Here is a 24821-nt window from a genome sequence, read left to right on the forward strand (position 1 = left end):
ATGTCGGAATCTGGCCGCCGGCAGGCTCAGTAAGCGACGTTTCCTGAGCACAATCGCGAGGGCCCGGGCGAGCTCCGGCGCCTGGGGTCGCGACGTCGCCCGGCCCAGCGCCGGCACCACCCCCAGCGCCAGCCCCGCCGCCCGGAGTGCTCACGAAAGGATCCGCTGGCTGGGGTGCCAGTGCAGCACGCTGCGCTCCACAGCGGCCACGCCGTGGTTGATGGCCACGCCGAGCAGACCGGTGAGCACCACGAGGCCCACGACCGCGCCGGCGCGGCCCGACGAGCGGGCGAGCTCGATGGCGGCCCCCAGACCCGGGGTGCCGATGAGGAGCTCTCCGGTGATGGTGAGCACCAGAGCCACCGTGGCGGCCAGGCGTAGTCCGGTCATCACCGAGGGCAGCGCCGAGGGCCACAGCACCGTGGACAGGTAGGACCCGCGCCGCAACCGCAGTGCCCGCGCCGTCGTGCGCAGCGCCGGATCGACGTCTTGCACGCCCGCGATCACCTGCACCAGCACCGGCCAGAACGCGGCGTAGACCACCAGGATCAGCGTGGCCTCACGACCGGTGCCGTACAGCAGCACGGCGAGCGGTACGAGAGCCACCGAGGGGATCGGCCGCAGGAAGGCGATCGTCGAGGCGGTCATCACCCGCATCACCCGCGAGGCGCCGATCACCACCCCGAGGACGACGGCCAAGACGACAGCGATCCCCAGACCGAGCGCCCAGGTGGTGAGCGTCTGAACGAGCGCGATCGCCGCGGGTGTCACGGCACGAGTTCTGCCGCCACGCCCGGGTCATCGAGCACCCCGGCGGCGTGGGCGAGCTCGGCCATCAGTTCCAGGGAGGCCACGTTGAGCTCCGGGGGGAATCGCGGCATCGAGAGCCGCTCCAGCACCTCCGGGTCGATCTCCGTGTACCCCGCCACCGCGGCGCGTGCCGCCTCGGGCTGAGCGGTGGCCAACTCCAGCGAGTCGGCCATGGCTGCGGAGAAGGCCGCGACCACCTCGGGATGCTCGGCGGCGTAGGCGTCGGTGGTGATGTAGGCGTCGATCATCATCTCCGGGTCGATGGTGGCGTAGTCGAAGACCACCACCTCCGCGCCCCGGTCGCGGGCCAGGGTGAGGAAGGGTTCGGTGATCCATACCGCGTCCACCCGGCCGGCAACCAGCTGTGCCGGCATATCGGGGAAGGGCAGCTCGATGAAGTCGACATCCTCGGGGTCCGCATCCTCAGCCACGAGCGTGCGGACCATCACCTCACCGATGTTGGCCGACGTGTTGACCGCCACCGAGCGGCCGGCCAGATCGGCCGGCTCGCTGATGCCCGAGCCGGGCATGGTAAGGATGGCGGAGAGATCGGCGCTGGTGTCGCCGCTGCTGGCCGAGGCGGGGGAGACGATCTGCAGGTCGATGCCACGCTCGCGGGCCTGGAGCAGGGAGATCACATTGGAGAAGCCGAACTCGTGCTGCCCCGAGGCCACCGCCGGCACGATGGCCGCACCGCCCTGGGCCTGCACGACGTCGACCTCGAGGCCGTGTTCGGCGAAGACACCCTCGGCGATGCCCAGGTGTAGCGCTGCGGTGTCCACGATCGGCATGGCGCCCACCGTGATCGCGGTCAGCTCCGCAGGCCCGTCCTCAGCGGCTGCACCCCCATCATCCGGATCCTCAGCGGGCGTGGCAGCGCAGGCAGCCAAGGCCAGGAGCGGCAGGGCCAGGAGGACGGCGGGGGTGTGGGAGCGCACCGGCACAGGCTAGCGGTGGACCGCAGTGACGCGGCGCTCACCACACGTACTGAGATCGCGGGTAAAGTGGCGGATGCTTAACCAAGCACGTGCTCCGGGGTCGGTGAGAGTCCGAACCGGCGGTGATAGTCCGCGAGCCTGAACCAGGTGCCTTCGGCACCACCGGTGAGGGTTGACCTGGTGAAATTCCGGGACCGACGGTGAAAGTCCGGATGGGAGGATGCACGAGGCGGGTTCGCCCGTCTGCGCTCGGTCGCACGTTGGCGCACCCTCGGGTGCTTGACGGCGCGGCCGCCTCGCGCCGTCCCCGGTCCACGCTGGATCGGAAGGACGCATGACCGCCACGCTGACGCGCGCCGCCCGGGATCGACGCCCGCGCACCTTGCTGCGCGCCTTCGCGCCCGTGTTGCTCGGCGCCGTCGCCCTGGCGCTGTGGGAGTCCGTCGCCCGTTCTGGCGCCGTTCCTGCGCTCTTCCTGCCCGCACCCTCCGAGGTCGCCGTCCGCCTGAGTGAGGATGCCGGGGGGCTGCTGTGGTCCTACACCTGGCCGACCGCCTTGCGCGCGGTGGCAGGGTGCCTGGCCGGTGCCGCGCTCGCGCTGCCCCTGGGCTATCTCGTGTATCGCAGTCGCACCGCCGCCGTGGCACTGGGGCCCTACATCGCCGCCTCGCAGGCGCTCCCGGCGGTCGCACTCGCGCCGCTGCTCGTGCTCTGGCTGAACCGCGGTTCCCTGCCCATCGTGGTGCTCTGCGCCCTGATGGTCTTCTTCCCCATCCTCATGACCTGGGTGCTCGGCCTGCGCGGCCTGGACCCAGATGTGCTGGACGCCGCCCGCCTCGACGGCGCCTCCGGCGCGGCCTTCCTGCTGCGCGTGGAGATCCCCTTGGCCCTCCCCGCCCTGCTCACCGGCCTGCGGACGGGGTTCACGCTGTCCATCACCGGTGCGGTGGTGGGGGAGTTCGTGATGGGGGGCCGCGGCCTGGGCTCCCTCATCGCCGCCCGCTCGCGCTCGGGCGACACCGAAGGGCTCTTCACCGTCCTGGTGGTGCTCTGCCTGCTGGCCACCGCCGTCTACATCGTTCTGGGTGCCGCGGAGCGGCGCTCTCGTCACTACCTCGGAGAGAACTCATGACACGCCTCCCTCTGCTCGTTGCGGCTGCCGCCCTCCCGCTCGCCACGCTGGCCGCCTGCGCCGCAGACCAGTCGCCGGGCGACCCCGAGGCCGAGCCCACTCCGGACCCCACTACGGAGGAGCACGAGACCACCGGTGACGAGCCCACCGACGACGCCCCGTCCGCCGACGACCTCGAGCACTCCAGCCTCACCATCGGGCTGACCTATGTGGAGGACATCCAGTTCGCACCCTTCTACGTGGCCCTGGAGCGCGGCTACTACGAGGAGGCAGGCCTGGACGTGACCCTGGAGCACCACGGCTGGGACGGCGGACTCTTTACCTCGCTGATCGCCGGCCAGGAGGACCTGGTCTACGCCGGGGGAGCGGAGGCCGCCGAGCAGCGCCTGAACTCCGCCGAGCCGCTGGTCTCCGTCGCGACCTTCTACCAGGAGCACCCGGTGGGCCTGATCGCCCTGGCCGAGAGCGGCATCGCGAGCGCTGAGGATCTCCAGGGCGCCACCATCGGGGTGCCCGGGCGTTACGGGGAGACGTGGTTCGGCCTGCTCGCCATCCTCGACGACGCCGGCCTGAGCGAGGACGACGTCACCATCGAGGAGATCGGCTTCACCCAGCAGGCCGATCTGATGGCGGGCAATGTCGACGCTGCGATGGGCTACCTGAACAACGACGCCGTGCGACTGGAGGACAACGGCTACGAGATCGCCACCATCTCCGTACCGGCCGAGTCCCTGGTTGGCGTGGGACTGATCACCCTGGAGGAGACTCTCACCGAGCAGGGCGATGCCGTCGCTGCCGCCGTGGAGGCCACCCTGCGCGGGGTGCGCGATGTCATCGAGGACCCGGAGGCCGCGGTGGAGATCTCCGCCGGGTACGTGCCGGACCTCGACCGTGAGGACGGCCGGACCGCGGCGCTGAGCGCGCTGGAGGCCACCGTGCCGCTCTTCGGAGAGATGGACCCGGCGGCGGACCCGGGCGACCTGGGCGCTCTCGGCCGGCAGGATCCTCACGCCTGGCAAGCCACCCTCAACCTGCTCGCCGAGCACGGCATCGCCTCCGGCGACCTGCCCGCAGAGCAGTTGTGGACCGACTCCGCGCTGCCGTGAGCGATAGGCTCCCGGGCGTGAAGTCCTTCGAGGAACTGTTCTCCGAGCTGCAGCACAAGGCCGCCACCCGACCAGAGGGCTCCGGCACCGTGGCCCAGCTCGACTCCGGCGTGCATACCATCGGCAAGAAGATCGTGGAAGAGGCCGCCGAGGTCTGGATGGCCTGCGAGTACGAGTCCGAGGCCGAGGCGGCCGAGGAGATCTCCCAGCTGCTCTACCACCTGCAGGTCATGATGGTGGCCAAGGGCCTGAGCCTGGACGATGTCTACCGACATCTGTGAGCCCAGTGACCCGCCGTCGACCGCCCCATCCTCCCGTCCCGCCCCAGATCTAGACCCGGAGCCGCAAGTGCTGCGCATTGCCGTGCCCAACAAGGGCTCACTGTCCGAACCCGCCGCCGAGATGCTCGCCGAGGCCGGCTACCGGCGCCGGCGCGGACGTGAACTCGTCCTGCCCGACCCGGACAACGGCGTCGAGTTCTTCTTCCTCCGCCCGCGCGACATCGCCGTCTATGTCGGCGAGGGCACCGTGGACGCCGGTATCACCGGCCGTGACCTGTTGCTGGACTCCGGGGTGGAGGCCACTGAACATCGCGCCCTGGGCTTTGCCCGCTCCACCTTCCGCTTCGCCGCACCGGCCGGGACCATGGACGACGTCGCGCAGATCGCCGGCAAGCGTGTGGCCACCAGCTATGACGTGCTGGTGGCGGACTACCTCCGCGAACGCGGCGTCGAGGCCAAGGTGGTCCACCTCGACGGTGCGGTGGAATCAGCCGTCCAGCTCGGCATCGCCGATGTCGTGGCCGACGTGGTCGAGACCGGGTCCACCCTGCGCTCCGCCGGCCTGGAGGTCTTCGGTGAACCGCTGTTGCAGTCCGAGGCGGTGCTGATCCGTTCGAAGAAGGCGACGCAGAACGAGCTATCGGTGCTGGATCGCCGCCTGCAGGGCGTGCTGGTGGCCCGTTCCTACGTGCTCATCGACTATGACGTCTCCGCCGAGAAGCTCGAGGACGCGGTGCGGGTGACGCCGGGATTCGAGTCGCCCACCGTCTCGCCGCTGCACAACGGCGCCTCCTACGCGGTGCGGGCCATGGTGGCCAAGGACGCCGCCAACCGGGTGATGGACGAGCTCTATGAGGCCGGCGCCCGCGCCATCCTGGTCACCTCCATCCACGCCTGCCGCATCTAGCCGCCATGCGCCAGCTGCCCGCCGAGCTCCTCGCCCCCTTCCGCCCCCGCGCGGCACGGTGGGTGGCCGGGGTGCTGATCGCGCTCACCGTGGGTGGCGCCCTCGCCGTCATCGTCCTGATGCCGGGCGTCTCCGAAGGGGATTTCGGCCTGGTCGATCAGCTGTTCACGGCAGCCTTGGCAGGCGGGATCTGCTGGTTCATCTACCGGCAGGGTTCGGTCTCGGCTCGCCCCACTGCCTCCGGCCTGGCGGTCCGCAACCTCATCCACTCGCGGACCCTGGACTGGGCAGAGATCCTCGGCGTGAACTTCGGCTCCGGTGATCCGTGGGTGCGCCTCGATCTCATCGACGGCGAGACTCTCGCGGTGATGGCGATCCAGAGCGCCGACGGCGAGCACGGCAAGCGCGAGGCCTCCCGGCTGGCCACGCTCGTCAAGCTGTACGAGACGAACGATGAGCAGCGATAGCGTGTGAGCATGACAGCGCGCGTGGACCCGGCCGAGCGGCTGCTCGACCTAGTCATCGCCCTGGCCAACACCCGGCGGTGGATGACCAAGGCCGAGATTCGCGAGAAGGTCGCCGGCTACGGCGATTCCGCGAGCCCGGAAGCCTTCGAGCGGCTCTTCGAACGCGACAAGGAGACGCTCCGGCGCCTCGGCGTGCCACTGACCACCTCCACCCATGCCGTGCACGGCGACGACATCGGCTACCGCGTGGCGACCGGTGGCTACGCCCTGCCCTCGGTCGAACTCGACCCCGCCGAGATCGGCGTGCTCTCCCTGGCGGCACAGGTGTGGGAGGACGCCGCGCTCGGGGCCGCCGCCCGCCGGGGCCTGACCAAGCTGCGCGCCGTGGCCGAGTCCTCCGCCGCAGAGGACCTCGGTGTGGTGCTGCGTCTGGCGGGACAGGGCGGGGTCGAGACCGAGGACCGCTTCGAGGTCCTGCTCGCCGCCATCGACACCCGTCAGGCGGTGAGCTTCACCTACCGGGCCGCCAGCACCGGGGAGACCACCAAGCGACAGGTCGAACCCTGGCGCCTGATCACCCGCGCGCACGCCTGGTACCTCATCGGTGGTGACCGCGACCGCGACGCCGCACGGGCCTTCCGCCTCTCCCGGATCAGCGGCCGCATCCGCACCGTCGGCGAACCCGGCGCCTTCACGCCCCCGGAATCGCTGGATCTGGCGGACATGTTTGCCGCTCGCAGCGGGGAGCAGGGCACTGCCCGGGTGGCGATCCTGCCCGGGCGTGCCTCGGCGCTGCGCAGCCGCAGCCAGCTGGTGCAGCCCGCCGGCGCCACCGGCGACGCCCCGTCCGGGCCACTCGCCGACCGCGACGTGCTGGAGCTTCCCTTCGAGGACGCCGAGTCCGCCGCCGCCACCATCGCCCCGTACGGACCGGCTGTACTGGTGCTCGGGCCCGAGCGGGTGCGGGAGGCCGTGCTGCGGCGGCTGCGCGCAGCTGCCGCCCTGGATCGGGACACCGCCGCCGAGTGGGCGCCGGTTGTGGCGCCCGGGGGAGAGGAGCCCGGCCATGGCTGAACGCACGCCCGAGAGGCTGACCCGTCTGCTCGCCCTGGTGGCCTACCTGGCGGAACACCCCGAGGGGGTGCCGGTGGCGCAGGCCGCGGCGCACTTCGAGGTGGCGGAGAGCCAGCTTCTTGCGGACATCAACCTGCTCTGGGTCTCCGGCACCCCGGGTTACCTTCCGCACGACCTCATCGACTTTCACGCCGATGCCCTCGACCATGGCGTCATCCGGTTGCTGGAGGCGCGCGGGATGGACCGGCCACTGCGCCTAGCTCCGGGCGAGGCAGTGGCGCTGATCGTCGCTTTACGGCGATTGCGCGAATCCGCCGGAGAAGCGGCGCCGGGGGCCCTGGACTCCGCACTGGCCAAGCTGATCGGTGCCGCGGGTGAGAGCGCCACGGCCGCCGAGGCCGTGACTGTCGTGGCGCGGGATTCCGATCCCGCCTTGCAGGAACGCGAGCAGTCGGTCCGCGAGGCGCTGCGCCTCAAGCACCGGGTCTGGCTGCGCTACGTCTCGGCCGGTGATGCGGTCACCGAACGCACCGTTGACCCGGTGATGCTGCACGACGACGGCGGTGTTCCGGTGCTGCGCGGCTGGTGCCACCGGGCCCGCGGCGCGCGAAGCTTCCGCCTCGACCGCATCCTCGCCCTGGAGATCCTCGACGAGGAGGCCGCTGCGCACCCGGACCTCACGCCATCCGAGCAGGGCAGCGGGCCGGGAGAGAGCCCTGATGCGCTGCGTGCCACGATCCATCTGGCCTCGGCGGCCCGGTGGGTGGCGGAGAAAGTGCCGGCGGAGAAGGTCACCGACGGCCCGGAGGGCTCTTTCTTCCTGACCGTGCGCATCGGCGATCGCGCCTGGGCCACGAACCTGCTGCTCTCGCTGGGCGAGCACGTTCTCGGGGTCACGCCGGCCGAGGTGGGGCGCGACGTCGCCTCCCGCGCACGGGCCGCACTCGCCGAGTACGAGCAGCTCGGCCATCCCTTCGACACTTCCGCGCCGTAAGGTAGCAAGCATGTGGTGGATCATCTGGACGGCGCTCGTGCTCGGCGCGCTCGCGCTGCTCGCCTGGCTGGGCTGGCGGGTGTGGATGAAGGCCAAGGCGCTGGCGGCCGCAGCGCGGGAGGCCTCCGAGCTCGCTGCGCGCATCGATGAGGCCGCGCTGGCAGAGGGCATCGGGGGCATCGATCACCGCCCGGGTCCGCTCGGCGAGCCCGAGACCCTTGAGGTCGCCGTCGCCACCCGCGAGCGGATCGCCGAGGAGCGCGAGTTCGCCCGCCGGCGCCGCCTGGACCGCGCAGTGACGCGCTGGCGCGACGCCAAGATCATCTCCTGAGACCCGGTACGGTCGGCGCTTCTGCCCTGCCAGGCGCAGAGGTGGAGTAGCCTGGTGGAGCAACCAGCCACAATGGCTCCGACCGAAGGTGTGTGACCTCAATGGGGAATCTCAGCCCGATGCACCTGCTCATCCTGGTGCTCATCATCGTGCTGATCTTCGGCGCTTCTCGACTGCCGAAGGTGGCATCCAGCGTCGGACAGTCGCTCAAGGTCTTCAAGAAGGAAGTCCGCGAGCTGCGCGAGGACGACGAGGACGACGTGAATCGCACGCCGGGCACTGGCGCCCCGCAGCACCACACGCCGTCGAGCACCGACCGGGTAGACACGACTCCAGACTCGGCCAGTCACCCGCCCAAGACCTCCTAGGGCGTGGCGCGCACGTCGTCGTCCCGCCGCCGCGATGCGGAGGGGCGGATGCCCCTGGGCGCCCATTTGCGGGAACTCCGCAAGCGCATGGTCCTCATCTTCATCGGTGTGGCCCTCGGCACCGTGGGCGGATGGTTCCTCTTCGATCCGTTGTACGACCAGATGACCGCCCCGCTTGACGACATCGGGAGCATCACGATCACTCGGGTGGGTCAGGGTTTCAACCTGCGCCTGATGGTCTCCGCGCTCCTCGGGGTCTTCCTGACCACGCCGTGGTGGTTCGGACAGATCTGGGCCTTCATCGCCCCCGGCTTGAAGCGCAAGGAGAAGCTTTACTCGGCGGCCTTCATCGCCGCCGGCTCGATCCTCTTCGTGGGCGGCGGCATGCTGGCCTGGTGGATTCTGCCGCGCGCCATCCGCATCCTCCTGGGCTTCGCACCGGAGATGTCCGAGAACCTGCTAGACGCCTCGTACTACTTCTCCTTCTTCCTCAAGATCACGATCTTCTTCGGCGTGGCTTTTCTGTTGCCCCTGTTCATGGTGGGTCTGAACTTCCTCGGCATCATCTCGGCCAGCGCCATGCTTCGCGGCTGGCGGTGGGCGGTGCTGGTGTCCTTCACCTTCACCGCCATGGCGAATCCGCTCCCCGATGCGTGGTCGATGATCGTGATGGGCTCGGCGATCACCGCCCTCTTCTTCCTGGCCATCGGCATCGCTTTCATCCGGGAGTGGATCATCGGCAAGCGCCCGCCGCCCGAGGACGAGTTCGGCCTGTCCAGCTCCGACCCTGATCCCGATGGCAGCGCCGTCGACGCCAGCACTGCGAATGCCGGCGCCGTCGACGCCAGTGCCGTCGACTCCAGCGCCCCGGACGCCGGAACGGCACGCGGGTGAGCACTCGCGCAGCGGCGCGCAAGGTCGGGGTGCTGCTCAACGGTGACTCCGGCAAGGGCCGAGGGGCGAAAATCCGCGAGCAGGTCTTCGCCGGCCTGGCCGCCGACGGTTTCGAGACGATGGATCTCTCCGGACCAGACCTGGTCACCGCCATCCGCCGGGCGCGCGCCGGGCTGGCCGAGGGGATCGAGGCCCTCATCGCCGTGGGTGGCGACGGCACGGTGCACGGGGGCGTGAACGTAGTGGCCGGCACAGGCGTGCCGCTGGGAATCATCGCCTCCGGCACCGGCAACGACCTCGCCCGGGCTCTGGACCTGCCCCGTCATGACGTCGCCGCCTCCTTGGCGATCGTGCGCGAAGGCCTCGCTGATCGCCAGGACGGCAAGAGCGGAGTGCGCTTCGTGGACGCCGTGGGCGTCTCCGGCCCTGGCGGACCAGTGAAGTACTGGTACCTCGCCGTGCTCTCCTGCGGGCTGGATGCGGCCGTGGCGGGCCGCGCCAACCAGCTGCGCTGGCCGAGCGGCGCCGGGCGATACCTCAGGGCCGTCGGAGCCGAACTCGGCCATTTCCAGCCCTATGGCTACCGGGTCACCATGGATGGCGAGGTGTGGGAGTCCGACGGCACGCTGGTGGCGGTGGCAAACACGGGGATCTTCGGCGGCGGCATGAAGATCGCCCCCCAGGCCGTGCCGGATGACGGCATGCTCGACGTCGTCTTCGCCCCTGGTCTGTCGCGGCACCGGATCGCCGCGCTGTTCCCGCGGCTCTATACCGGGTCGCACCTGAAGCACCCCGAGGTTCATGTCCGCCGCGCACGTTCCGTGCGCATCGAGGCCATGCCCGAACTCGGGGCCCCGCCGCCGATGGCCTTCGCCGACGGCGAACCGCTACGGGACCTCCCCGTCCAGTGTGATGTGCACCCGCTCGCGGTCGGCGTGCTCGCCCCGCGGGGCACCACGTAGCCTTCCCTGCATGACCTCTGCCGCTGAGCGTTACGCCGCCTTCCGCGCCCGCCAGAAGGAGGAGGCCACCGAACTGTCCGTCTTCCGGCGGCAACTGGACTTTGAGCTCGATGACTTCCAGGTCCGTGGCTGCCGGGCCGTGGAGGACGGTCACGCCGTCCTCGTGGCCGCACCCACCGGGGCGGGCAAGACCGTAGTGGGGGAGTTCGCCGTCCACCTCGCGCTGGCCGGTGACTACAAGGCCTTCTACACCACCCCGATCAAGGCACTGAGTAACCAGAAGTACCTCGATCTGGTCGCTGCACACGGCAAACACAACGTTGGCCTGCTCACCGGTGACACCTCGATCAACGGCGAGGCCCCGGTGGTGGTGATGACCACCGAGGTGTTGCGCAACATGATTTACGCCGACTCACCCACTCTCGAACGGCTGCGCTACGTGGTCATGGACGAGGTGCATTACCTCGCGGACCGTTTCCGCGGCCCGGTGTGGGAAGAGATCATCATCCATCTCGCCGAGAACGTGCAGCTGGTGGCGCTCTCTGCCACGGTCTCCAACGCCGAGGAGTTCGGCGACTGGCTGTCCGAGGTGCGCGGAGGCACCGACGTCGTGGTCTCCGAACGCCGGCCAGTGCCGTTGTGGCAGCACATGATGGTGGGCACCCGGCTGCACCCGCTCTACGCGGCGCGGGCCGAGGCCGTCGGCGGTGAGGCAGGCCGAGGCGGTCACGATCTGGCCCTCAACCCGGAGCTGCTCGAAGCGATCCGGCAGACGCAGCGCACCGGGCGCAACACGCGCCGCGGCGGACGCAGCGGCGGGGCGAAGCAGCGCCATGAGCGCCGTTCACGAGATCGGCGCGAGGGGCGCGGACAGCGACCCCAGCTGGCGCCCCGGGTGCGTCCTGCGCCGCGGCCCATGGTGATCGAGCGCCTGGATCGCGAGAACCTGCTGCCGGCCATCGTGTTCGTGTTCTCCCGAGCCGGCTGCGAGGCCGCCGTGGCGCAGGCCGTGCGGACCGGCGTGCGTCTGACCACCGCCGAGGAGGGGGCACGGATCCGCCAGGTGGTCGAGGAGGCCGTGAGCGGCGTGCCCCACCAGGACCTTGCCGTCCTCGGCTACGACATGTGGGCCCGCGCGCTGGAGTACGGCGTCGCGGCCCACCACGCCGGGTTGTTGCCGGTGTTCAAGGAGACCGTCGAGCAACTCTTCACCGCCGGGCTGGTCAAGGTTGTCTACGCCACCGAGACCTTGGCACTGGGCATCAACATGCCGGCGCGCTCCGTGGTCCTGGAGCAGCTCGTGAAGTGGAACGGGTCCGGCCATGTGCAGCTCACGCCGGGGGAGTACACCCAGCTCACCGGCCGGGCGGGGCGGCGCGGCATCGACGTCGAAGGCCACGCCGTGGTGCTCTACAGCGACGAGATCGATCCGGCTGCGGTGGCCGGGCTCGCCTCCCGCCGCACCTATCCGCTGCGCTCGGCCTTCCACCCCACCTACAACATGGCCGTGAACCTGCTCGACTCCATGGGACGGATGCAGGCCCGCGAAGTGTTGGAGACCTCCTTCGCCCAGTTCCAGGCCGACCGCGGTGTGGTGGGACCGGCCCGCCAGGCCCGCAAACTGTCCGAGGCCATCGAAGGATATGCCCAAGCCATGCGCGAGTCCGGGGGGAAGACCCGGGAGCGGTGGGAACGCCGGTGGGAGAAGGCCGTTGACGAGCACGAACGGCTGCTCGCGCGCATCGAACGTAGTACCGGCACCATTGCGCAGGACTTCGACCGCATCTGCACGGTACTGGAGAGCTTGGGCTACGTCACCCCGGCCGGCGACGATCTCACGGTCACCGACGCCGGGCGCCAGCTCAGCCGCATCTATGCGGAGAAGGACCTCCTGCTCGCTGAGTGCCTGCGCGAGGGCATCTGGGACCAGCTCCAGGCGCCGCAGCTGGCCGCCCTGGTCTCCTCCGTGGTCTACGAGGCCCGCAACCCGGAGCCCCGCGGGCCGGGCCCCCTGCCGGGCGGGAAGCACGGGATCCTCGCTCAGGGCTTGCGCGCGACCACCAGACTGGCCGCGGAACTCGCCGACCTGGAACGCGCCTCTGGCGTGCCCGAGCGGGCCGCCGTCGACCCCGGGTTGGTGGCGGCCGTGCATCAGTGGGCCGGTGGCGCTCCCTTGGCCGAGGTGCTCCAGATCGCTGAGCTGGGCGCGGGGGACTTTGTGCGTTGGTGCAAGCAGATCCTCGACGTGCTCGACCAGCTCGCCCGTGCCGCTGAAGGAGGGCCGCTGGCCGCTCGCGCGGAGGAAGCCACGGGGCTCGTGCGTCGCGGAGTCGTTGCCTGGTCGAGTGTCTGATTCTCTTACGTCACAGCAGTCTCGACACACCTGCGACACGCCGGATTTTTCCAAAAACTGACCGGTTCCCGGCGTGCCGCTGACCAGCGCATACGCCGCTGACCTGCGGTGTCAGGGACTTGTCGGCCAGGCACTGCGCGGACTACGTTCGTGCTCTGTTCCGCATTCGGATGTCTCCGCTTTCGTGCGGTGGCGCCCGTGTGGGACCCACGCGGCAAGGCCCGCGCGCTCGTTAGAAAACGCACCGGTGGTTGGCCACTGGTCGGACCGAGGGGCGCGCGGGCCTGTCAGCGTGTCAGGACGTCGTGCGTGGGCTCTCGGGTCGTCCGCTTGGCCGTGAGCGGTGCCGCATGCTGCGCCCCACTGTCCTCCACCTCGGCACGTAAGGTGGTCCGGTGCCTGCAGCAAGCCCTCGTGGCCCCCGCGCCCCCGGGCGAGTTCTCAGCCTGGTGCTCGCACTGCTCGGCGGGGTCGTCACCGAAGCCGCCTTCCCGGACCGATCGTGGTGGCCTCTGGCGTATGTGGGGGTCGCCCTGTTGGTCCTGGCGCTGCGGCGGGACTCGGTGCCGTGGGGGTACCTTCTTGCCTTCGCCTTCGGACTGACCTTCTTCCTCCCGCACGTGTGGTGGGCCACGGAGTCTGTCGGCGAACCGATCGGCTGGATCGCCCTGTCCATCGCACAGGCCGCGATGATGGGGCTGTTCGGGGCAGCGGCCGTGCTGGCCGGCCGTATCCGCATGGTGCGAGAGCAGCCCTGGCTGCACGTGCTGGTGCTCGCCGTGCTCTGGGTCGCAGTGGAGGCATTGCGCGGGCGCTGGCCCTTCGGTGGCCTGCCCTGGGGCGCCCTCGCGTTCTCGCAGACCGAGGCCCCTCTGCTCCGGCTGGCCTCCGTGGGCTCTACGCCCGTGGTCTCTGCCGCCGTGGTCATCGCCGGTGCAGCACTCGCGATGACCGTGGTCTCGATTCGCAGGCTCCGCTTCGGGGGAGCGACGGTACTGCTGCTCCTCGCCGCCGGCGTGGTGTTCGGCCCGTGGCTGGTGCCGTTGCCCTCGCAAGCAGAAACGGGTTCCCTGCGCCTCGCCGCCATCCAGGGGAATGTGCCTCGCGAACGCGGCGCGGTGTGGTCCGACGCCGGCGAGGTCACCGGCAACCACCTGGCAGGCACGGAGGACCTGGTGGCACGGGTGGACGAGGGCGCTATCGACGTCGTGCTGTGGCCGGAAAGCTCCGCGGACATCGACCCTCGTACTGACCCGGAGATTGCGGCGATGGTCGAACAGGCCGCTCAGGCGGTCGGAGCGCCCATGCTGCTGGGCACGCAGAGCTTCCTGGACCACCCGGACATCCCCGGCCAGCGTGCGCGGTACAACGAGATCATCTTGTGGGAGGCCGGGACCGGCCCGGTGGAAGGCGCCGTGTACGCGAAACAGCGCCCGGTGCCCTTCGGTGAGTACATGCCCTACCGCGACTTCTTCCGCATGTTCACCGAACAGGTGGATCGTGTGGTGGTCGACATGCTGCCCGGCGATGGCCCGGCGATGATGCCGGTGCCGATCGAGCGGCTCGAGCGCGAGGTGCGGTTCGGGGTGGCGATCTGCTTCGAGGTCGCCTACGACGGCGTGGTCCGCGAAGGCGTGCAGACCGGTGGCGAACTGATCATCGTCCCCACGAACAACTCGTCTTTCGGGGACACCGATCTCTCGGACCAGCAGCTGGCCATGTCGCGCTTCCGCGCCGTCGAGCATGGCCGCGCGGTGGTGCAGATCTCGACCATGGGCCTGAGTGCGGTGGTCACCCCGAACGGCGTCTACCAGTCCCGGACCGGGCATTGGACGGCCGAGCAGATGCTGGAGACCGTTCCGCTGCGCACGTCCCACACGCTGGCCACCACACTGGGGGCCGCGCCCGTGGCAGCCTTCGCCGGCGTCGCCGTGCTGGTGGTGGTGGCGGGCGCGGCGCAGACCGTCTCGGACCGCCGCGCGCGCCGGCGCCGGCCGGGAGCGAAGTGAGCTCGTCGTTGAGCCAGAGTCACACCCTCGTCATCGTGCCCACTTACAACGAGTCGGAGTCTCTGCCGGTACTGATGGGTGCCGTCCGCGAGCAGGTCCCCGAGGTCGATCTGCTGGTGGTCGACGACGCCAGCCCGGACGGCACCGGAGATCTGGCCGCCGGATTCGCGCGGTCCGATAGCGCCGTCCATGTGCTGCATCGGCCCGGCAAGGAGGGCATCGGCCGTGCCTATCTCGCCGGCTTCGCCTGGGCCGTGGAGCGCGGCTACCGCTGGATCGTGGAGATGGATGCGGACGGCTCGCACCGTGCGGAGGACCTGGGCGCGCTCTTGTCACGCGCCCAGGACAGCGACGCTCCGGATCTCGTGCTCGGTTCACGCTGGATACCCGGGGGAGCGGTGCAGGGATGGCCCCGGCGACGCGAGCTGCTCTCGCGTGGCGGCAACCTCTGGGTGCGCGGGGCACTCGGGATCAGCGTCCACGACGCCACGGGCGGCTTCCGGGTCTACCGGGCCGAGGCACTCGAGCAGCTGGACCTCAGTGCAGTGCAGTCGCAGGGGTACTGCTTCCAGGTCGATATGGCGTGGCGGATCGAGCGAGCCGGGGGCACCGTGGTGGAGGTGCCGATCACCTTCGTAGAGCGACGGGAAGGTCAGTCCAAGATGAGCCGTGCGATTGTCGCCGAGGCACTGTGGCGCACCACGGCCTGGGGCGCCCGGCACCGGGCGCGCCAGCTGGCCGGCCTCTTCCGCCGGCGCCGGGACGCCAGGACCACCGGCTGAGATTCAGGTACCCACCGGCCGAGAACCACGAACCCACCGGCTGTGAACCACGAAGGCCCCCGATCCGGCTGGATCGGGGGCCTTCGACGATGGATCAGGCGCTGCGGCGACCGCGCAGCTCACCGGACCGGAGCAGCTCGAGACGCTCCTCGAGCAGCGATTCAAGCTCGGGCACGGAGCGGCGCTCGAGCAGCATGTCCCAGTGGGTGCGCGGAGGCTTAATGGGCTTCTTCGGCTCGGGCTTGCTGGCGTCCTTCAGCAGCGCCTCCTTGCCGCAGACCTTGCACTCCCAGACCGGGGGCAGTTCGGCGTCCACCGAAAAGGGCAGCTCGAAGCTGTGCTCATCCGGGCAGCTGTAATACGCCATCATCCGTGGCGCGAAGTCCACACCGTCCTCGGATTCGAGGCTGTTTGCGCCGATCTTCATACCGCGCAGCGATCGTTCCGCCATGAGCATCTCCTTCGCTCGTTGATGGTGCTGACCGCGGGCACTGACGCACCCACGGCACCTGGTGGTGTGACGGCGGCCGGCCAGACCAGCGCCATCCCACCTACTTAGCTACTCCCCATAACAACGCCCTACGGTGTGCTGATGTTCCCGATCAGCAGCCCGGAAGTGTGACTTCAGCCCAAATGAGGTCGCGCTTCCGATCCTGTGGCGGTGGGGATCGTTACGGTGGCTTCCATGACCCAGCATCCTGAGGCGAGAAGGCCAACAGCGGACCAGCCTCCCACACCTGGTGCTCCCCGATGGGTGCTGGCTGCCGTGGTGTTGCTCGCACTCTCGAGCTGGTACGCACTCCGTGGCATCTTCTTCTCGGTCGAACGCGTCGTGACCCCGCTGGCACAGGGGGTGGTGGAGCACACCGCCGTGCTCGATCTGTTCTCGGGCCTCACGGTGGCGGCTATGCCTGGAACGGCAGCCCTGCTGGCCGGCGCGGCCATGATGGGCTCGCCGCTCTTCGCCCGGATCGCCGGGATGATCGGCCTGGCACAGACGGCCGGCGCGCTCATCGTGCTGACGCTCATGGCGGTCAGTGGTGCGGGGGTCTTCGTGGTCTCCGGCGCGGCTGCCGCCATCCTGCTCCTGCCAGTGGCGGCGATGGTACTCATCCAGGGCCTGTCCGACGACGCAGCGCCTCCTTCGGGGGCACCTGTGGCGGTCGCGTCCCTCGCGGCCCTGAGCGCCCTGACCTTCGGCGTGGCACCGGTGGTGATCATGCTGGCCGACTCGATGCTCTTCTCCCCGGTCCGTGATGTTCTCGCGGCGCTGGTGTTCTCGGCTCTGGCCACCAGCCTGCCCGTGGTCGCCGCCTGCATGGTGGCGAGCAAGGCCAGGTCGGCGCGCTGGGCCAGTGCGGTGATCGCCGGGGCCTGCGCGCTGCTCGCCGCGGTGAACGCCCTCACCGTGGTGGCGACGCTGGGCGCCATGTCGCACACGCCCTCCACCTACGATGTGACGTTCATGGTGCTCACGCCGGTCACTCTCGGTGCGGCGGCCGTGTGTGCGGTGTTCGCGGCGCGTTCCCGGCAGGACCCTCAGACAGTGGCGACCACGTCGGACTGACTGGTCGCGGCGCCGGCGCCGGCGCCGGCCCTAGAGGTCCGAGGATCGAGGCGCCCAGATGTTCAGGCCACCTTCGTCTGCGTACTCGTCGATCCGCGTGAGCTCATCCTGGGTGAAGTCCAGGTGCTGCGTTGCGGCCACGGTGTCCTCGAGCTGACCCACGGAGGATGCCCCCACCAGTGCCGAGGTGACACGTTCATCGCGCAGCACCCACGCGACGGCCATCTGCGCCAAGGTCTGGCCGCGCTGCTGGGCGATCTCGTTGAGCGCGCGCACCTTGGCGATGTTCTCCTCCTTGAGGTGATCCTCGCGGAACGAGGGTGCGCCGCGGCCGGCGCGAGATCCAGCCGGCACTCCATCGAGATACTTGTCGGTGAGGAGACCCTGCGCCAGGGGCGAGAAGACCACGGCGCCCATACCGGCATCCCCCAGCACGTCGAGCAACGATTCCCCGGAGTCATCGGGGCGCTCGATCCAGCGGTTCAGCAGGGAGTAGGACGGCTGGTGCACGAGGAGATCCAGGCCGATCTCCGCGGCGATGGCCAGCGCCTCGCGCGTGCGGGTGGCCGAGTAGGAGGAGATGCCCGCGTACAGGGCTCGGCCGGACTCCACCGCCGTGCGCAGGGCGCCGAGCGTTTCCCGCAGGGGAGTGGTGGGGTCGAAGCGGTGGCTGTAGAAGATGTCGACATACTCCACTCCGAGCCGCTTCAGCGAGGCATCCAAGGAGGCGAGAAGATACTTGCGGGAGCCGCCGTTGCCGTAATGACCAGGCCACATGTCGTATCCGGCCTTGGTGGTGATCACCAGCTCGTCGCGCAGCCCGGCAAGGTCCTCACGCAGGATCTGACCGAAGTTCGTCTCGGCCGAGCCGGGGGGCGGGCCGTAATTGTTCGCCAGGTCGATCTGAGTGATGCCCAGATCGATGGCGCGGGTGACGATCTCTCGCTGGGTGGCGAGCCGGTCGAACTCGCCGAAGTTGTGCCACAGGCCCAGGGAGATCACGGGGAGATCCAGGCCGCTACGGCCACAGCGGCGAACGGGCAGGCGGTCGTACCGATCAGGGGCGGGGGTGTGCATCCTCGCAGCCTATCGCCGGGCTGCGTGTGCTTCGGCGCGAGCACGGCGCGCGGGCGCAAGCACGGCGCGCGGGCGCTACCCTCGGCGTGACGTGGCAGGTCGAGCGAAGGGGGAGCAGCGTATGGATTCGCCCGCGATGTGGCTCTTCATTGCAGTCGCCGCGGTGGCCCTGCTTGTCCCTGGGCTGGTGGCCGTGGGCCTGATCGTCCTGGTGGCGCTCCGTGGTCGGCGCACTCCTCGCGCCGTCCGGGAGAGATACCGGCACATGGAGCAGTGGGCGCGATCTGTGGGCTGGCGCTACTGCGGAACGTGCACGTGGCACGAGACGCTCCGCGGCGGCCCGTTCACCGATCCTGAGAACCTTGGTCATGCGGGGACCGCGCCGCGCTCGGACGGCGCAGCCCGGGGTACTTTCGGCTCCTTCGATGCGGCGGCGTGGGACTACAGTGAGCGATACAAGAGTGACGCGCGGCCCCGGCGCCGCTGGCACATCGTGGCCATCACGCTGCCTGCGGCTCTCCCGCCGATGGAGATGCGTCAGGCTCCCACCGATCCGCGGCCAGGGATGTCCTTCGAGGACGAGGAGTTCAATGCCTCGTGGCGGGTCACCGCGAGGGATCCCCGTACGGCCTACGGCATCGCCAACCCGCAGATGATCGAACGCCTCAAGCGCGCGGACACGCAGGGCTGCAATCTCCTGATTCACGGCAATCAGCTGGTGCTCTGGCGCGAGGGTCTTATCGATCCGCCCTCCACCGAGCGGGCGCTGCGATTGCTCGTCGAACTCTTCGCCCTGATTCCCCGGCACGTGTGGGACGACGCGAACACACGCTGACAGTGGTCACTGTTAGCGTCCCGGACATGGCCGATCAGCGCAGTGACCAGCCCGCAGCCCCGCAGGTCGAGACCCCCCGGCTCGAGCAGCTCACACCCGGGGTGAGCGGTGATCTGAGCGTCGATGACGACGACCTGGAGAACCTGCACTTCCGGGATCTGAGTTTCGAGACGTTGCGGCTGGCGCCGAATCGCATCTTGGACGGCATCCACATCGATGGGCTGCGCGTGGGCCACTGGGAGTCTCTCGGGGCTCGACTGGTGGAGTCGATACTCGAGCGGGTGGAGGCGCCGGGCGTGCACGGGCCGCGCTCACAGTTCACCGATGTCGAGATCCGGCAGTCTCGTCTCGGATCGGCTGAGCTCTACGAAGCCGACTGGCGCTCGGTGCACTTCGTCGACTGCAAGATCGGTTTCCTGAACCTGCGCGGCGCGCAGCTACGCGATGTCGCCTTCACCGATTGCACTATCGATGACCTCGACGTCATGGGCGCCACCGCCGCCCGCGTGGACTTCACCGGCACGAGGATCGGGCGGCTGGACGTGCACGGTGCCACCTTGTCCGATGTAGACCTGAGGGGCGCGGAGCTGCATGAGATCGTGAACCTTGCCGGATTGGCGGGTGTGACCATCTCCCACGCCCAGTTGTTGCTGCTCGCGCCATTACTGGCCAGTCACCTCGGCCTCAGGGTGGTGGAGTAGAAGATCGTGACGCTTCCGTCGCTAGTTGCGGAGCGCGCGGAAGGCATGGGTCACGTAGGGCAGTGAGATCGACGTCTCCGCGGTGAGGCCGATCTCGTCGAAGAAGGAGTCGAGGGCGGTTTCGATCGCTGCGCGACGTTCGGGCGCGGCGGTGATGACGTAGCTCCGTGACTGGACCATGCTGAGCAACTGCGCGCGAGTCATTGAGCGCTCCCATCGCCACTGGTTCCGCTCGACAGTGCCGAAGGGGTCGTGGATGCGGACGGCGTCGTCGGCGATCATCTGCTCTGCGGCGCTGCCATGCATGATCTCGCCGAGGCGCCGCACCCACTCCACGTCGGTGTCCCGGACGTTCCACACCAGGCCCAGGACGCCACCGGGGCGCAGGACGCGGCCGCATTCTCTCGAGGCTGCGACGGGATCGACCCAGTGCCAGGCCTGGCCGGCGACCACCGCTTCGGCGCTGGCATCGGGCACGGGCATCCTTTCCGCCGTGCCGACGAGGCACGGCACCTGGGGCAGTGCGGCATGCAGCTCGGCCAGCATCTCCGGGTCGGGTTCCACGGCGGTGACCTCGGCTCCGCGCTCGATGACCGCCCGGGTGAGCTTGCCGGTGCCGGCCCCGACGTCGATCACGTTCGGCTGGTCGCTGAGCTTCGCTGCCGGTTCAAGCAGCCATGCCACGGCCTCCGCGGGGTAGCTGGGTCGTCCCGCCTCGTAGGCGCCGGCTGCTGCGCCGAAGGACAAGGACAGATCATCACGTGAAGCCACGCCCCGGAGGCTACCAAGGCCGGCAGCCGAGCAGATGTGCGTGTCCGTCGACTCTGAGCCGGACACTCTGCCTCCCCGTGAGGTCAGTGCCTCACTCGCCGCGCTGGCCGTCGATGGCCTCGCGGAGGAGGTCGGCGTGCCCGTTGTGCCGGGAGTACTCCTCGATGAGGTGCACCAGGATCCAGCGAAGGGTGGGGCCGTCCTGGCCTTCGGAGCGCTGCGCGGCCAGCTGATCGAGGTCGCCCTCGCGCAATGCTGCGCTGGTGAGTTCACGAGAGCGCTCGACGGCGGCTTCCCAGAGGGCGCGGAGTTCTCCGGGGGAGTCGTGGACGGCAGAGTTCCAGTCCCAGTCCGGGTCGGAGGCCCAGTCTGTTTCCGCCCAGACCGGGTGGGCTTCGAGACCTCGGAGCCGTTCGGCCACCCAGTAGTCCTCGACTCCGGCGAGGTGCTTCATCATGCCACCCAGGGTCATCTCCGAGCTGGGAATCGTGGCGTTGAGCCCCTCGCTGTCCAGCCCTGAGCACTTCCACGCGAAGGTGGCACGGTGGAACTCCAGGAAGCCGAGGAGGATGTCGGTTTCGGAGCCTGAGAGTGGCGGCTCCGCTCGGCCCTGATCGTCAATGCTCGCTGTCGCCACGGGTACTCCCTGTTCGCTCAACGGCCCGCCGACTGCCGAGCCGCTGGCCATTATGGCCGTCAGACGGGGGTATCCCGAGCCATGTCCAGGCTGGCTGCGAGATGGGCTGCGCCAGGCCCTTCGATGCATCGCTCCGGGGTCGGCAGTTATCCGTTGAGTTCGGCAGCGAAGGCGTGGAAGACTCCCTCGGTTTCGCTCACCCACCACCGGCCACACAGGTGTGTGGTCCTGGACTCGTGGCCGGCTGACCACCACTCGGCTTGCATGGTCGGCTCGGTGCTCCACTGGGTGACCTCGAAGTCTCGCGTCCGCGCGTCGGTCTCGTAGGCTGCCGCCAACTCCTCCTGCGTGGGGCTTCCCACCGTGTCGATCTCCAGGCACTCGGACGGCATTCCTCCGGAGTACTCGAAAGTGAGGAGCCGCTCGCTGCCGGTGGTGCGCTGTAGGACATGGACATCCTCGGCGTCGTCGGGCACCCAGTCGGCCAACAGCCCGGACTCCTTGCCTTCGGCACCCGTATCGACGTGATGGAGCTTGCTGTTGGAGGTGTCCAAGGAGTCGGCAATGTCCTCGGCAAGGCCGCATCCTGTCAGGAGCGCACCCGTGGCGAGCACGATGCCGAGGGGCGCGATGGAGGCTTGTCGGGATCTCAGTGTCTGCATATTTCGAGCATAGGGAGGCTCAGGTGGCGATTCATCGCCCGGTAGCCGGATGGGATACCCCGGAGTTCATCCCCATGGATGACGGCGGCATCATCCCTTGGAGTGCCATAACGAGTCGCAGACCGGGAGGCATCTCGCACTCCGAACCTGGACTCGAGGTACCAGATGGCTAGTAGGGCGGCTCACCCACGCTGACCAGTTGTGCGCCGCCTTGCGCGGTGCGGGTATAGGCGTGCCCCGTGCTGGTGAGCCACGTGAGACGGTCCCCAATGCGCACGACCCGCAGTCGACCTTCAGTCTTCAGACTGTGGCAACTCGAGCACAGTGCCTGGAGGTTCCCTGCGTCGGTGGCACCACCGTGGCCCCAGGAAACGATGTGGTCGAGTTCTTCCATCGGGTTGGTGCAGCCCGGGCGAGTACAGGTTCCGTCCCGGTATCGGACCAGCTCGGCCAGGCGCGGAGGCGGTGCCCGGTGTCTGCGTCCGACATCGAGCACCTCCCCGCCCACAGGTTTGGTGACGATGCGCCGTAGCGCACCGACCGCGAGCAGCGACAGCGCAGTGACGGCAGGGATCGCGCCATAGCCGGTGAGTTGAGCCGCAGGCGTCGGCGAACTGTTGAGCACGTCGTCAAGCCGGTGTGACTCAAGAGCGTCCCTCGCTCCAGCGCCCGCTGGCGTGAACCCGGAGGACCCGCACGACTGAGATTCGTGGGCAGCGCCAGTTGCCCCGGGGGCGATCGTCGGAGCATCCAGACCCGAGTGGGAGGTTGCTTCCGACGGAGCGGAACGGAGCTGATCAAGCACGTCCCAGGGGATGTTCACACGGATCTCGGGCCTGGTGACGGCCAAGCGCTCATGAGGCCGTGCGCGGAGGATCTCGTGGACAAGAGGGTTCGGCTGCTGGCTGGAGCCGGGCGAGCCGTGGCTCAGCTGCTCAATGGGATCGGTGGTGCCGGTGAGGATCCCGGCGGCAGTCAGGCTGACGAGGGCGTCGGCTCGCAGCTGATCGGTGGTCCGGCCATCTCCGTCGTGCCGAGCGCTCTTGGCCATCGCCCTGAGCGTATGGTCGATCATCACGCAGTCCTCGGCGGGGAGCACCGCGGTGATCGAGGCCATGCCGTCAGCCCGGAGCCGGGTGCTTGAGACGTGCCGGGCGGAACGGGCTCTGACGTGCCGGTTCTCGGCGTCCTGCGGGTCGACTTCGGTGAGAGCCTGCTGCGCGGCCTCCTGGAGTTGCCTGGTGGTCATCCCCGGAGCCGCGGGAAGCAGATCGCGCTCGATCGCCCACGCGACCGTGGCTGGAGCCTCATCGAGGCTCTCGACGAGCACGCGCGCCTTGGAGTAGTCGATCTCGCCGGCAGCGAGTGACTCCCGGATGCCGGCGAGGACGCGTGCAGTCGCGGCCCCGACCTTGACGAGCTTCCCGGCCTGATAGCTCGAGATGCCGAGGCGCATGGCGAGGTCGGTGGCAGTGGACTTGCAGGCAGGTGAGGGGTCGTGGCCGAACGGTGGTTCTGCCATCGCGCCAGCGGCTGCGACGGTGATCGAGGCGGCCCAGGCCTCGACACGCCTGGCTGCGGCGGCGAGTTCGAGTTGTTGGGCGCGATCGAGGAGCCGTGGATCGAGCCTGTCCAGGCCGGCGAGCAACTGAGCCAGCTGCGGGCCGCCGGGAGTCGAGCCGAGCACGGCGAAGTCCTTGCCCAGCGCCGCTGTTGCCGATGCGACGATCTCCGCGGTCCGCATGGCCGCGGAGTCGTTAGGCTCGGCGTCTTCGCACTCGTCGAGCCACTCAAGCTCAGCGGCCCGGGCAGCGAGGCGCCCACCACGAAGACCTCTCTGACTGCGCTGCGCGCGCCGCTCAGCTTGGCGCCACTCGGCCTCCTCGCGCTTCCACTGTGCTTCGGCTAGGAGGAGGTGAACGCAGATGATCTCGGGATCCCAGCAACAATCGCCCGGGGGAGGGATGGCCTCGTTGCGCTCATCGGGCGCACTGCTCGCGACGCGCTCGGCAACCGCGTCGGTCGCGCGCTCCGGCAGGTCCCCATCCATAGCCTTACTCTACTAGAACACTTGTTCGACAGCAAGGGATTCTCGCTCGACCTCGCCGAGTGCCGAGTGCCACGGCTGGGTGCCACGATGACGAGGTCACGCTCTGGCACGTGCAGACCGCGTGCGAGAGAGCGCCGAGTGCTGCCGTGCCGCCGCCAGCGATCCGGTGGGGTCGTCACCGGATGACACAAAGGCCAGCGAGTACCAGAGGACCAACACCTCCCACCTTGCGCGCTGTTGCGGCGTCAGCGGGGAAACCGACACATAGCCAGCCAGGTAGGCGGCATGCACCTCGGGGGAGACCGGGCCCCAGTCGTGGAATTGGGTGCCCAGGAGCACCGCCGATCGAGCGATCTCATCGATGCGGTGATCGCGGCGCACCTCGTCGAAGTCGATGAACGCCGCGACGGAGGGACCGTCACACAGGATGTTCGCCGAGCGGATGTCACCGTGCACCAGCTGCCGGTCCGTCGGTTCGGGTCCGGCCGTGGCCACGAGGGACCGCAAGGCCTGGCAGGCACTAGCCGGGATGTGGGTACCGGCACGGTCGAACCAACGGCCGAGCCGCACCGTCAGCGGCTCGGCGGCCGGGAGGGGGCCGGCTAGCCGTTCCGCCTCGGGGTAGGTACTGAGCGCATGATGCAACCGAGCCAGCGCGGCACCGGCTGCGCGGACCTGTGCAGCATCGTCGACGTCGAGGTGGCTCCCACCCATGACGCGCTGGACCCCGATCGAGGCGCCGGGTAGCTCCACCTGAACCTCACCGTTCCGGCAGGGGAGAGGCGCGGACACCGGGCACCCCTGGGCGTGCAGCCACTGCACCAGACGGGCATTGCCCTCGAGACGCGTGAAGTGCTCGGCGGCGACGGACCACTTCGCGAGCATCGGCCCGTCGTCCGTGCTGAGCCAGGCGATCGCGTTCCGGGCACTCATCACGACCCGGGCGCACGTGATCACGTCGATGCCCCAGCGTTCGCGCAGCGTCGTTCCCACCCAGCGGGCGGCCGACTCGGCATCTGCGAACCCGAATCTCGTCTGCAGGGTCGAGAGCGGGTGCTCGGACTCCCACAGCATCTCCAGGCGTGTGGCAGGCAGCTCAGGCATGTGCCGATC

26 protein-coding genes and 1 riboswitch are annotated in these 24821 nt (G+C 69.3%); of the genes, 17 read left to right on the forward strand and 9 right to left on the reverse strand.

Features of this window, described 5'->3' with window-relative positions; translation table 11 throughout:
• Positions 1-150: 150 nt before the first annotated feature.
• Positions 151-771: an ABC transporter permease gene (locus EDD31_RS13980; protein WP_123304687.1), complete on the reverse strand. Its 621-nt coding sequence runs from the start codon at positions 769-771 to the stop codon at positions 151-153.
• Positions 768-1748, reverse strand: a complete 981-nt coding sequence (locus EDD31_RS13985; RefSeq protein ID WP_148058960.1) for an ABC transporter substrate-binding protein — start codon at positions 1746-1748, stop codon at positions 768-770. The genes EDD31_RS13980 and EDD31_RS13985 overlap by 4 nt, the downstream gene beginning before the upstream one ends.
• Positions 1749-1834: 86 nt before the next feature.
• A riboswitch (FMN riboswitch) is annotated at positions 1835-1977 on the forward strand.
• 105 nt (positions 1978-2082) lie between these two features.
• On the opposite strand from EDD31_RS13985, the gene EDD31_RS13990 reads away from it, so the two are divergent.
• The 14 genes from EDD31_RS13990 (at position 2083) to EDD31_RS14055 (ending at position 15408) form a co-directional block, all read left to right on the forward strand.
• Entirely contained in the window at positions 2083-2880 is a 798-nt protein-coding gene (locus tag EDD31_RS13990) for an ABC transporter permease (protein ID WP_123304689.1), read from the forward strand.
• A complete protein-coding gene (locus tag EDD31_RS13995; protein ID WP_123304690.1) occupies positions 2877-3986 on the forward strand; it encodes an ABC transporter substrate-binding protein in 1110 nt (369 codons plus the stop codon). Before EDD31_RS13990 ends, EDD31_RS13995 begins: the two co-directional genes overlap by 4 nt.
• A gap of 17 nt (positions 3987-4003) precedes the next feature.
• A complete protein-coding gene (locus EDD31_RS14000) occupies positions 4004-4267 on the forward strand; it encodes a phosphoribosyl-ATP diphosphatase (protein WP_123304691.1) in 264 nt (87 codons plus the stop codon).
• Between the two features lie 67 nt (positions 4268-4334).
• Complete coding sequence (gene hisG / locus EDD31_RS14005) at positions 4335-5174, forward strand: ATP phosphoribosyltransferase (RefSeq protein WP_123304692.1); 840 nt, start codon at positions 4335-4337, stop codon at positions 5172-5174.
• Between the two features lie 5 nt (positions 5175-5179).
• Positions 5180-5641 (forward strand): PH domain-containing protein, encoded by a 462-nt coding sequence (locus tag EDD31_RS14010; RefSeq protein WP_123304693.1) that lies wholly within the window; start codon positions 5180-5182, stop codon positions 5639-5641.
• A gap of 9 nt (positions 5642-5650) precedes the next feature.
• A complete protein-coding gene (locus EDD31_RS14015) occupies positions 5651-6715 on the forward strand; it encodes a helix-turn-helix transcriptional regulator (protein ID WP_123305590.1) in 1065 nt (354 codons plus the stop codon).
• Positions 6708-7709 carry a helix-turn-helix transcriptional regulator gene (locus EDD31_RS14020; protein ID WP_123304694.1) on the forward strand — a complete coding sequence of 334 codons (1002 nt, stop codon included), beginning with the start codon at positions 6708-6710 and terminating at the stop codon, positions 7707-7709. The genes EDD31_RS14015 and EDD31_RS14020 overlap by 8 nt, the downstream gene beginning before the upstream one ends.
• 10 nt (positions 7710-7719) lie before the next feature.
• Positions 7720-8040 (forward strand): hypothetical protein, encoded by a 321-nt coding sequence (locus EDD31_RS14025; RefSeq protein ID WP_123304695.1) that lies wholly within the window; start codon positions 7720-7722, stop codon positions 8038-8040.
• Positions 8041-8141: 101 nt separating this feature from the next.
• Positions 8142-8408 carry a Sec-independent protein translocase subunit TatA gene (tatA, locus tag EDD31_RS14030; RefSeq protein WP_123304696.1) on the forward strand — a complete coding sequence of 89 codons (267 nt, stop codon included), beginning with the start codon at positions 8142-8144 and terminating at the stop codon, positions 8406-8408.
• A gap of 48 nt (positions 8409-8456) precedes the next feature.
• A complete protein-coding gene (gene tatC / locus EDD31_RS14035; RefSeq protein ID WP_123304697.1) occupies positions 8457-9302 on the forward strand; it encodes a twin-arginine translocase subunit TatC in 846 nt (281 codons plus the stop codon).
• Positions 9299-10264 (forward strand): diacylglycerol/lipid kinase family protein, encoded by a 966-nt coding sequence (locus EDD31_RS14040; protein ID WP_123304698.1) that lies wholly within the window; start codon positions 9299-9301, stop codon positions 10262-10264. Before tatC ends, EDD31_RS14040 begins: the two co-directional genes overlap by 4 nt.
• Before the next feature lie 10 nt (positions 10265-10274).
• A complete protein-coding gene (locus EDD31_RS14045; protein ID WP_123304699.1) occupies positions 10275-12617 on the forward strand; it encodes a DEAD/DEAH box helicase in 2343 nt (780 codons plus the stop codon).
• A gap of 395 nt (positions 12618-13012) precedes the next feature.
• Positions 13013-14626: an apolipoprotein N-acyltransferase gene (gene lnt / locus EDD31_RS14050; RefSeq protein ID WP_123304700.1), complete on the forward strand. Its 1614-nt coding sequence runs from the start codon at positions 13013-13015 to the stop codon at positions 14624-14626.
• Between the two features lie 35 nt (positions 14627-14661).
• Positions 14662-15408, forward strand: coding sequence for a polyprenol monophosphomannose synthase (locus tag EDD31_RS14055; protein ID WP_281270449.1), 747 nt, complete (start codon positions 14662-14664; stop codon positions 15406-15408).
• Positions 15409-15502: 94 nt separating this feature from the next.
• Here the strand turns inward: EDD31_RS14055 and EDD31_RS14060 are convergent, their stop codons facing one another.
• Positions 15503-15859, reverse strand: a complete 357-nt coding sequence (locus EDD31_RS14060; RefSeq protein WP_123304701.1) for an RNA polymerase-binding protein RbpA — start codon at positions 15857-15859, stop codon at positions 15503-15505.
• A 234-nt stretch (positions 15860-16093) separates the two neighbouring features.
• Between EDD31_RS14060 and EDD31_RS14065 the strand changes: the two genes are divergently transcribed.
• Positions 16094-16975, forward strand: coding sequence for a hypothetical protein (locus tag EDD31_RS14065; protein WP_148058961.1), 882 nt, complete (start codon positions 16094-16096; stop codon positions 16973-16975).
• 30 nt (positions 16976-17005) lie between these two features.
• Here EDD31_RS14065 and mgrA read toward each other — a convergent pair whose 3' ends face one another.
• Positions 17006-18052, reverse strand: coding sequence for an L-glyceraldehyde 3-phosphate reductase (mgrA, locus tag EDD31_RS14070; RefSeq protein ID WP_123304703.1), 1047 nt, complete (start codon positions 18050-18052; stop codon positions 17006-17008).
• Positions 18053-18173: 121 nt separating this feature from the next.
• On the opposite strand from mgrA, the gene EDD31_RS14075 reads away from it, so the two are divergent.
• Together EDD31_RS14075 and EDD31_RS14080 are read left to right on the forward strand one after the other, a co-directional pair.
• Entirely contained in the window at positions 18174-18887 is a 714-nt protein-coding gene (locus EDD31_RS14075; protein WP_123304704.1) for a hypothetical protein, read from the forward strand.
• 26 nt (positions 18888-18913) lie between these two features.
• Complete coding sequence (locus EDD31_RS14080) at positions 18914-19588, forward strand: pentapeptide repeat-containing protein (RefSeq protein WP_123304705.1); 675 nt, start codon at positions 18914-18916, stop codon at positions 19586-19588.
• A gap of 21 nt (positions 19589-19609) precedes the next feature.
• On the opposite strand, the gene EDD31_RS14085 is transcribed toward EDD31_RS14080, so the two are convergent.
• From EDD31_RS14085 to EDD31_RS14105, 5 genes are all read right to left on the reverse strand, one after another.
• Positions 19610-20359 (reverse strand): class I SAM-dependent methyltransferase, encoded by a 750-nt coding sequence (locus EDD31_RS14085; protein ID WP_123305601.1) that lies wholly within the window; start codon positions 20357-20359, stop codon positions 19610-19612.
• A gap of 91 nt (positions 20360-20450) precedes the next feature.
• Entirely contained in the window at positions 20451-20996 is a 546-nt protein-coding gene (locus EDD31_RS14090; RefSeq protein WP_245991235.1) for a DinB family protein, read from the reverse strand.
• A 146-nt stretch (positions 20997-21142) separates the two neighbouring features.
• Positions 21143-21658, reverse strand: coding sequence for a hypothetical protein (locus EDD31_RS14095; protein ID WP_123304707.1), 516 nt, complete (start codon positions 21656-21658; stop codon positions 21143-21145).
• 169 nt (positions 21659-21827) lie between these two features.
• Positions 21828-23708: an HNH endonuclease signature motif containing protein gene (locus EDD31_RS14100; protein ID WP_123304708.1), complete on the reverse strand. Its 1881-nt coding sequence runs from the start codon at positions 23706-23708 to the stop codon at positions 21828-21830.
• A 96-nt stretch (positions 23709-23804) separates the two neighbouring features.
• Entirely contained in the window at positions 23805-24812 is a 1008-nt protein-coding gene (locus tag EDD31_RS14105) for a phosphotransferase enzyme family protein (RefSeq protein ID WP_123304709.1), read from the reverse strand.
• Positions 24813-24821: the final 9 nt, after the last annotated feature.

Source organism: Bogoriella caseilytica (assembly GCF_003752405.1).
GTDB classification, from domain to species: domain Bacteria; phylum Actinomycetota; class Actinomycetes; order Actinomycetales; family Actinomycetaceae; genus Allobogoriella; species Allobogoriella caseilytica.

Bases quoted from the DNA above. Each gene is read 5' to 3' on its own strand.
- EDD31_RS14095 (WP_123304707.1), bottom strand. From the start codon at position 21,658: ATGCAGACACTGAGATCCCGACAAGCCTCCATCGCGCCCCTCGGCATC.
- EDD31_RS14075 (WP_123304704.1), top strand. From the start codon at position 18,174: ATGGATTCGCCCGCGATGTGGCTCTTCATTGCAGTCGCCGCGGTGGCC.
- EDD31_RS13990 (WP_123304689.1), top strand. From the start codon at position 2,083: ATGACCGCCACGCTGACGCGCGCCGCCCGGGATCGACGCCCGCGCACC.
- EDD31_RS14065 (WP_148058961.1), top strand. From the start codon at position 16,094: ATGACCCAGCATCCTGAGGCGAGAAGGCCAACAGCGGACCAGCCTCCC.
- EDD31_RS14025 (WP_123304695.1), top strand. From the start codon at position 7,720: ATGTGGTGGATCATCTGGACGGCGCTCGTGCTCGGCGCGCTCGCGCTG.
- EDD31_RS14100 (WP_123304708.1), bottom strand. From the start codon at position 23,708: ATGGATGGGGACCTGCCGGAGCGCGCGACCGACGCGGTTGCCGAGCGC.
- tatC (WP_123304697.1), top strand. From the start codon at position 8,457: ATGCCCCTGGGCGCCCATTTGCGGGAACTCCGCAAGCGCATGGTCCTC.
- EDD31_RS14010 (WP_123304693.1), top strand. From the start codon at position 5,180: ATGCGCCAGCTGCCCGCCGAGCTCCTCGCCCCCTTCCGCCCCCGCGCG.
- EDD31_RS13995 (WP_123304690.1), top strand. From the start codon at position 2,877: ATGACACGCCTCCCTCTGCTCGTTGCGGCTGCCGCCCTCCCGCTCGCC.
- EDD31_RS14060 (WP_123304701.1), bottom strand. From the start codon at position 15,859: ATGGCGGAACGATCGCTGCGCGGTATGAAGATCGGCGCAAACAGCCTC.
- tatA (WP_123304696.1), top strand. From the start codon at position 8,142: ATGGGGAATCTCAGCCCGATGCACCTGCTCATCCTGGTGCTCATCATC.
- EDD31_RS14045 (WP_123304699.1), top strand. From the start codon at position 10,275: ATGACCTCTGCCGCTGAGCGTTACGCCGCCTTCCGCGCCCGCCAGAAG.
- EDD31_RS14015 (WP_123305590.1), top strand. From the start codon at position 5,651: ATGACAGCGCGCGTGGACCCGGCCGAGCGGCTGCTCGACCTAGTCATC.
- EDD31_RS14020 (WP_123304694.1), top strand. From the start codon at position 6,708: ATGGCTGAACGCACGCCCGAGAGGCTGACCCGTCTGCTCGCCCTGGTG.
- mgrA (WP_123304703.1), bottom strand. From the start codon at position 18,052: ATGCACACCCCCGCCCCTGATCGGTACGACCGCCTGCCCGTTCGCCGC.
- EDD31_RS14080 (WP_123304705.1), top strand. From the start codon at position 18,914: ATGGCCGATCAGCGCAGTGACCAGCCCGCAGCCCCGCAGGTCGAGACC.
- EDD31_RS14105 (WP_123304709.1), bottom strand. From the start codon at position 24,812: ATGCCTGAGCTGCCTGCCACACGCCTGGAGATGCTGTGGGAGTCCGAG.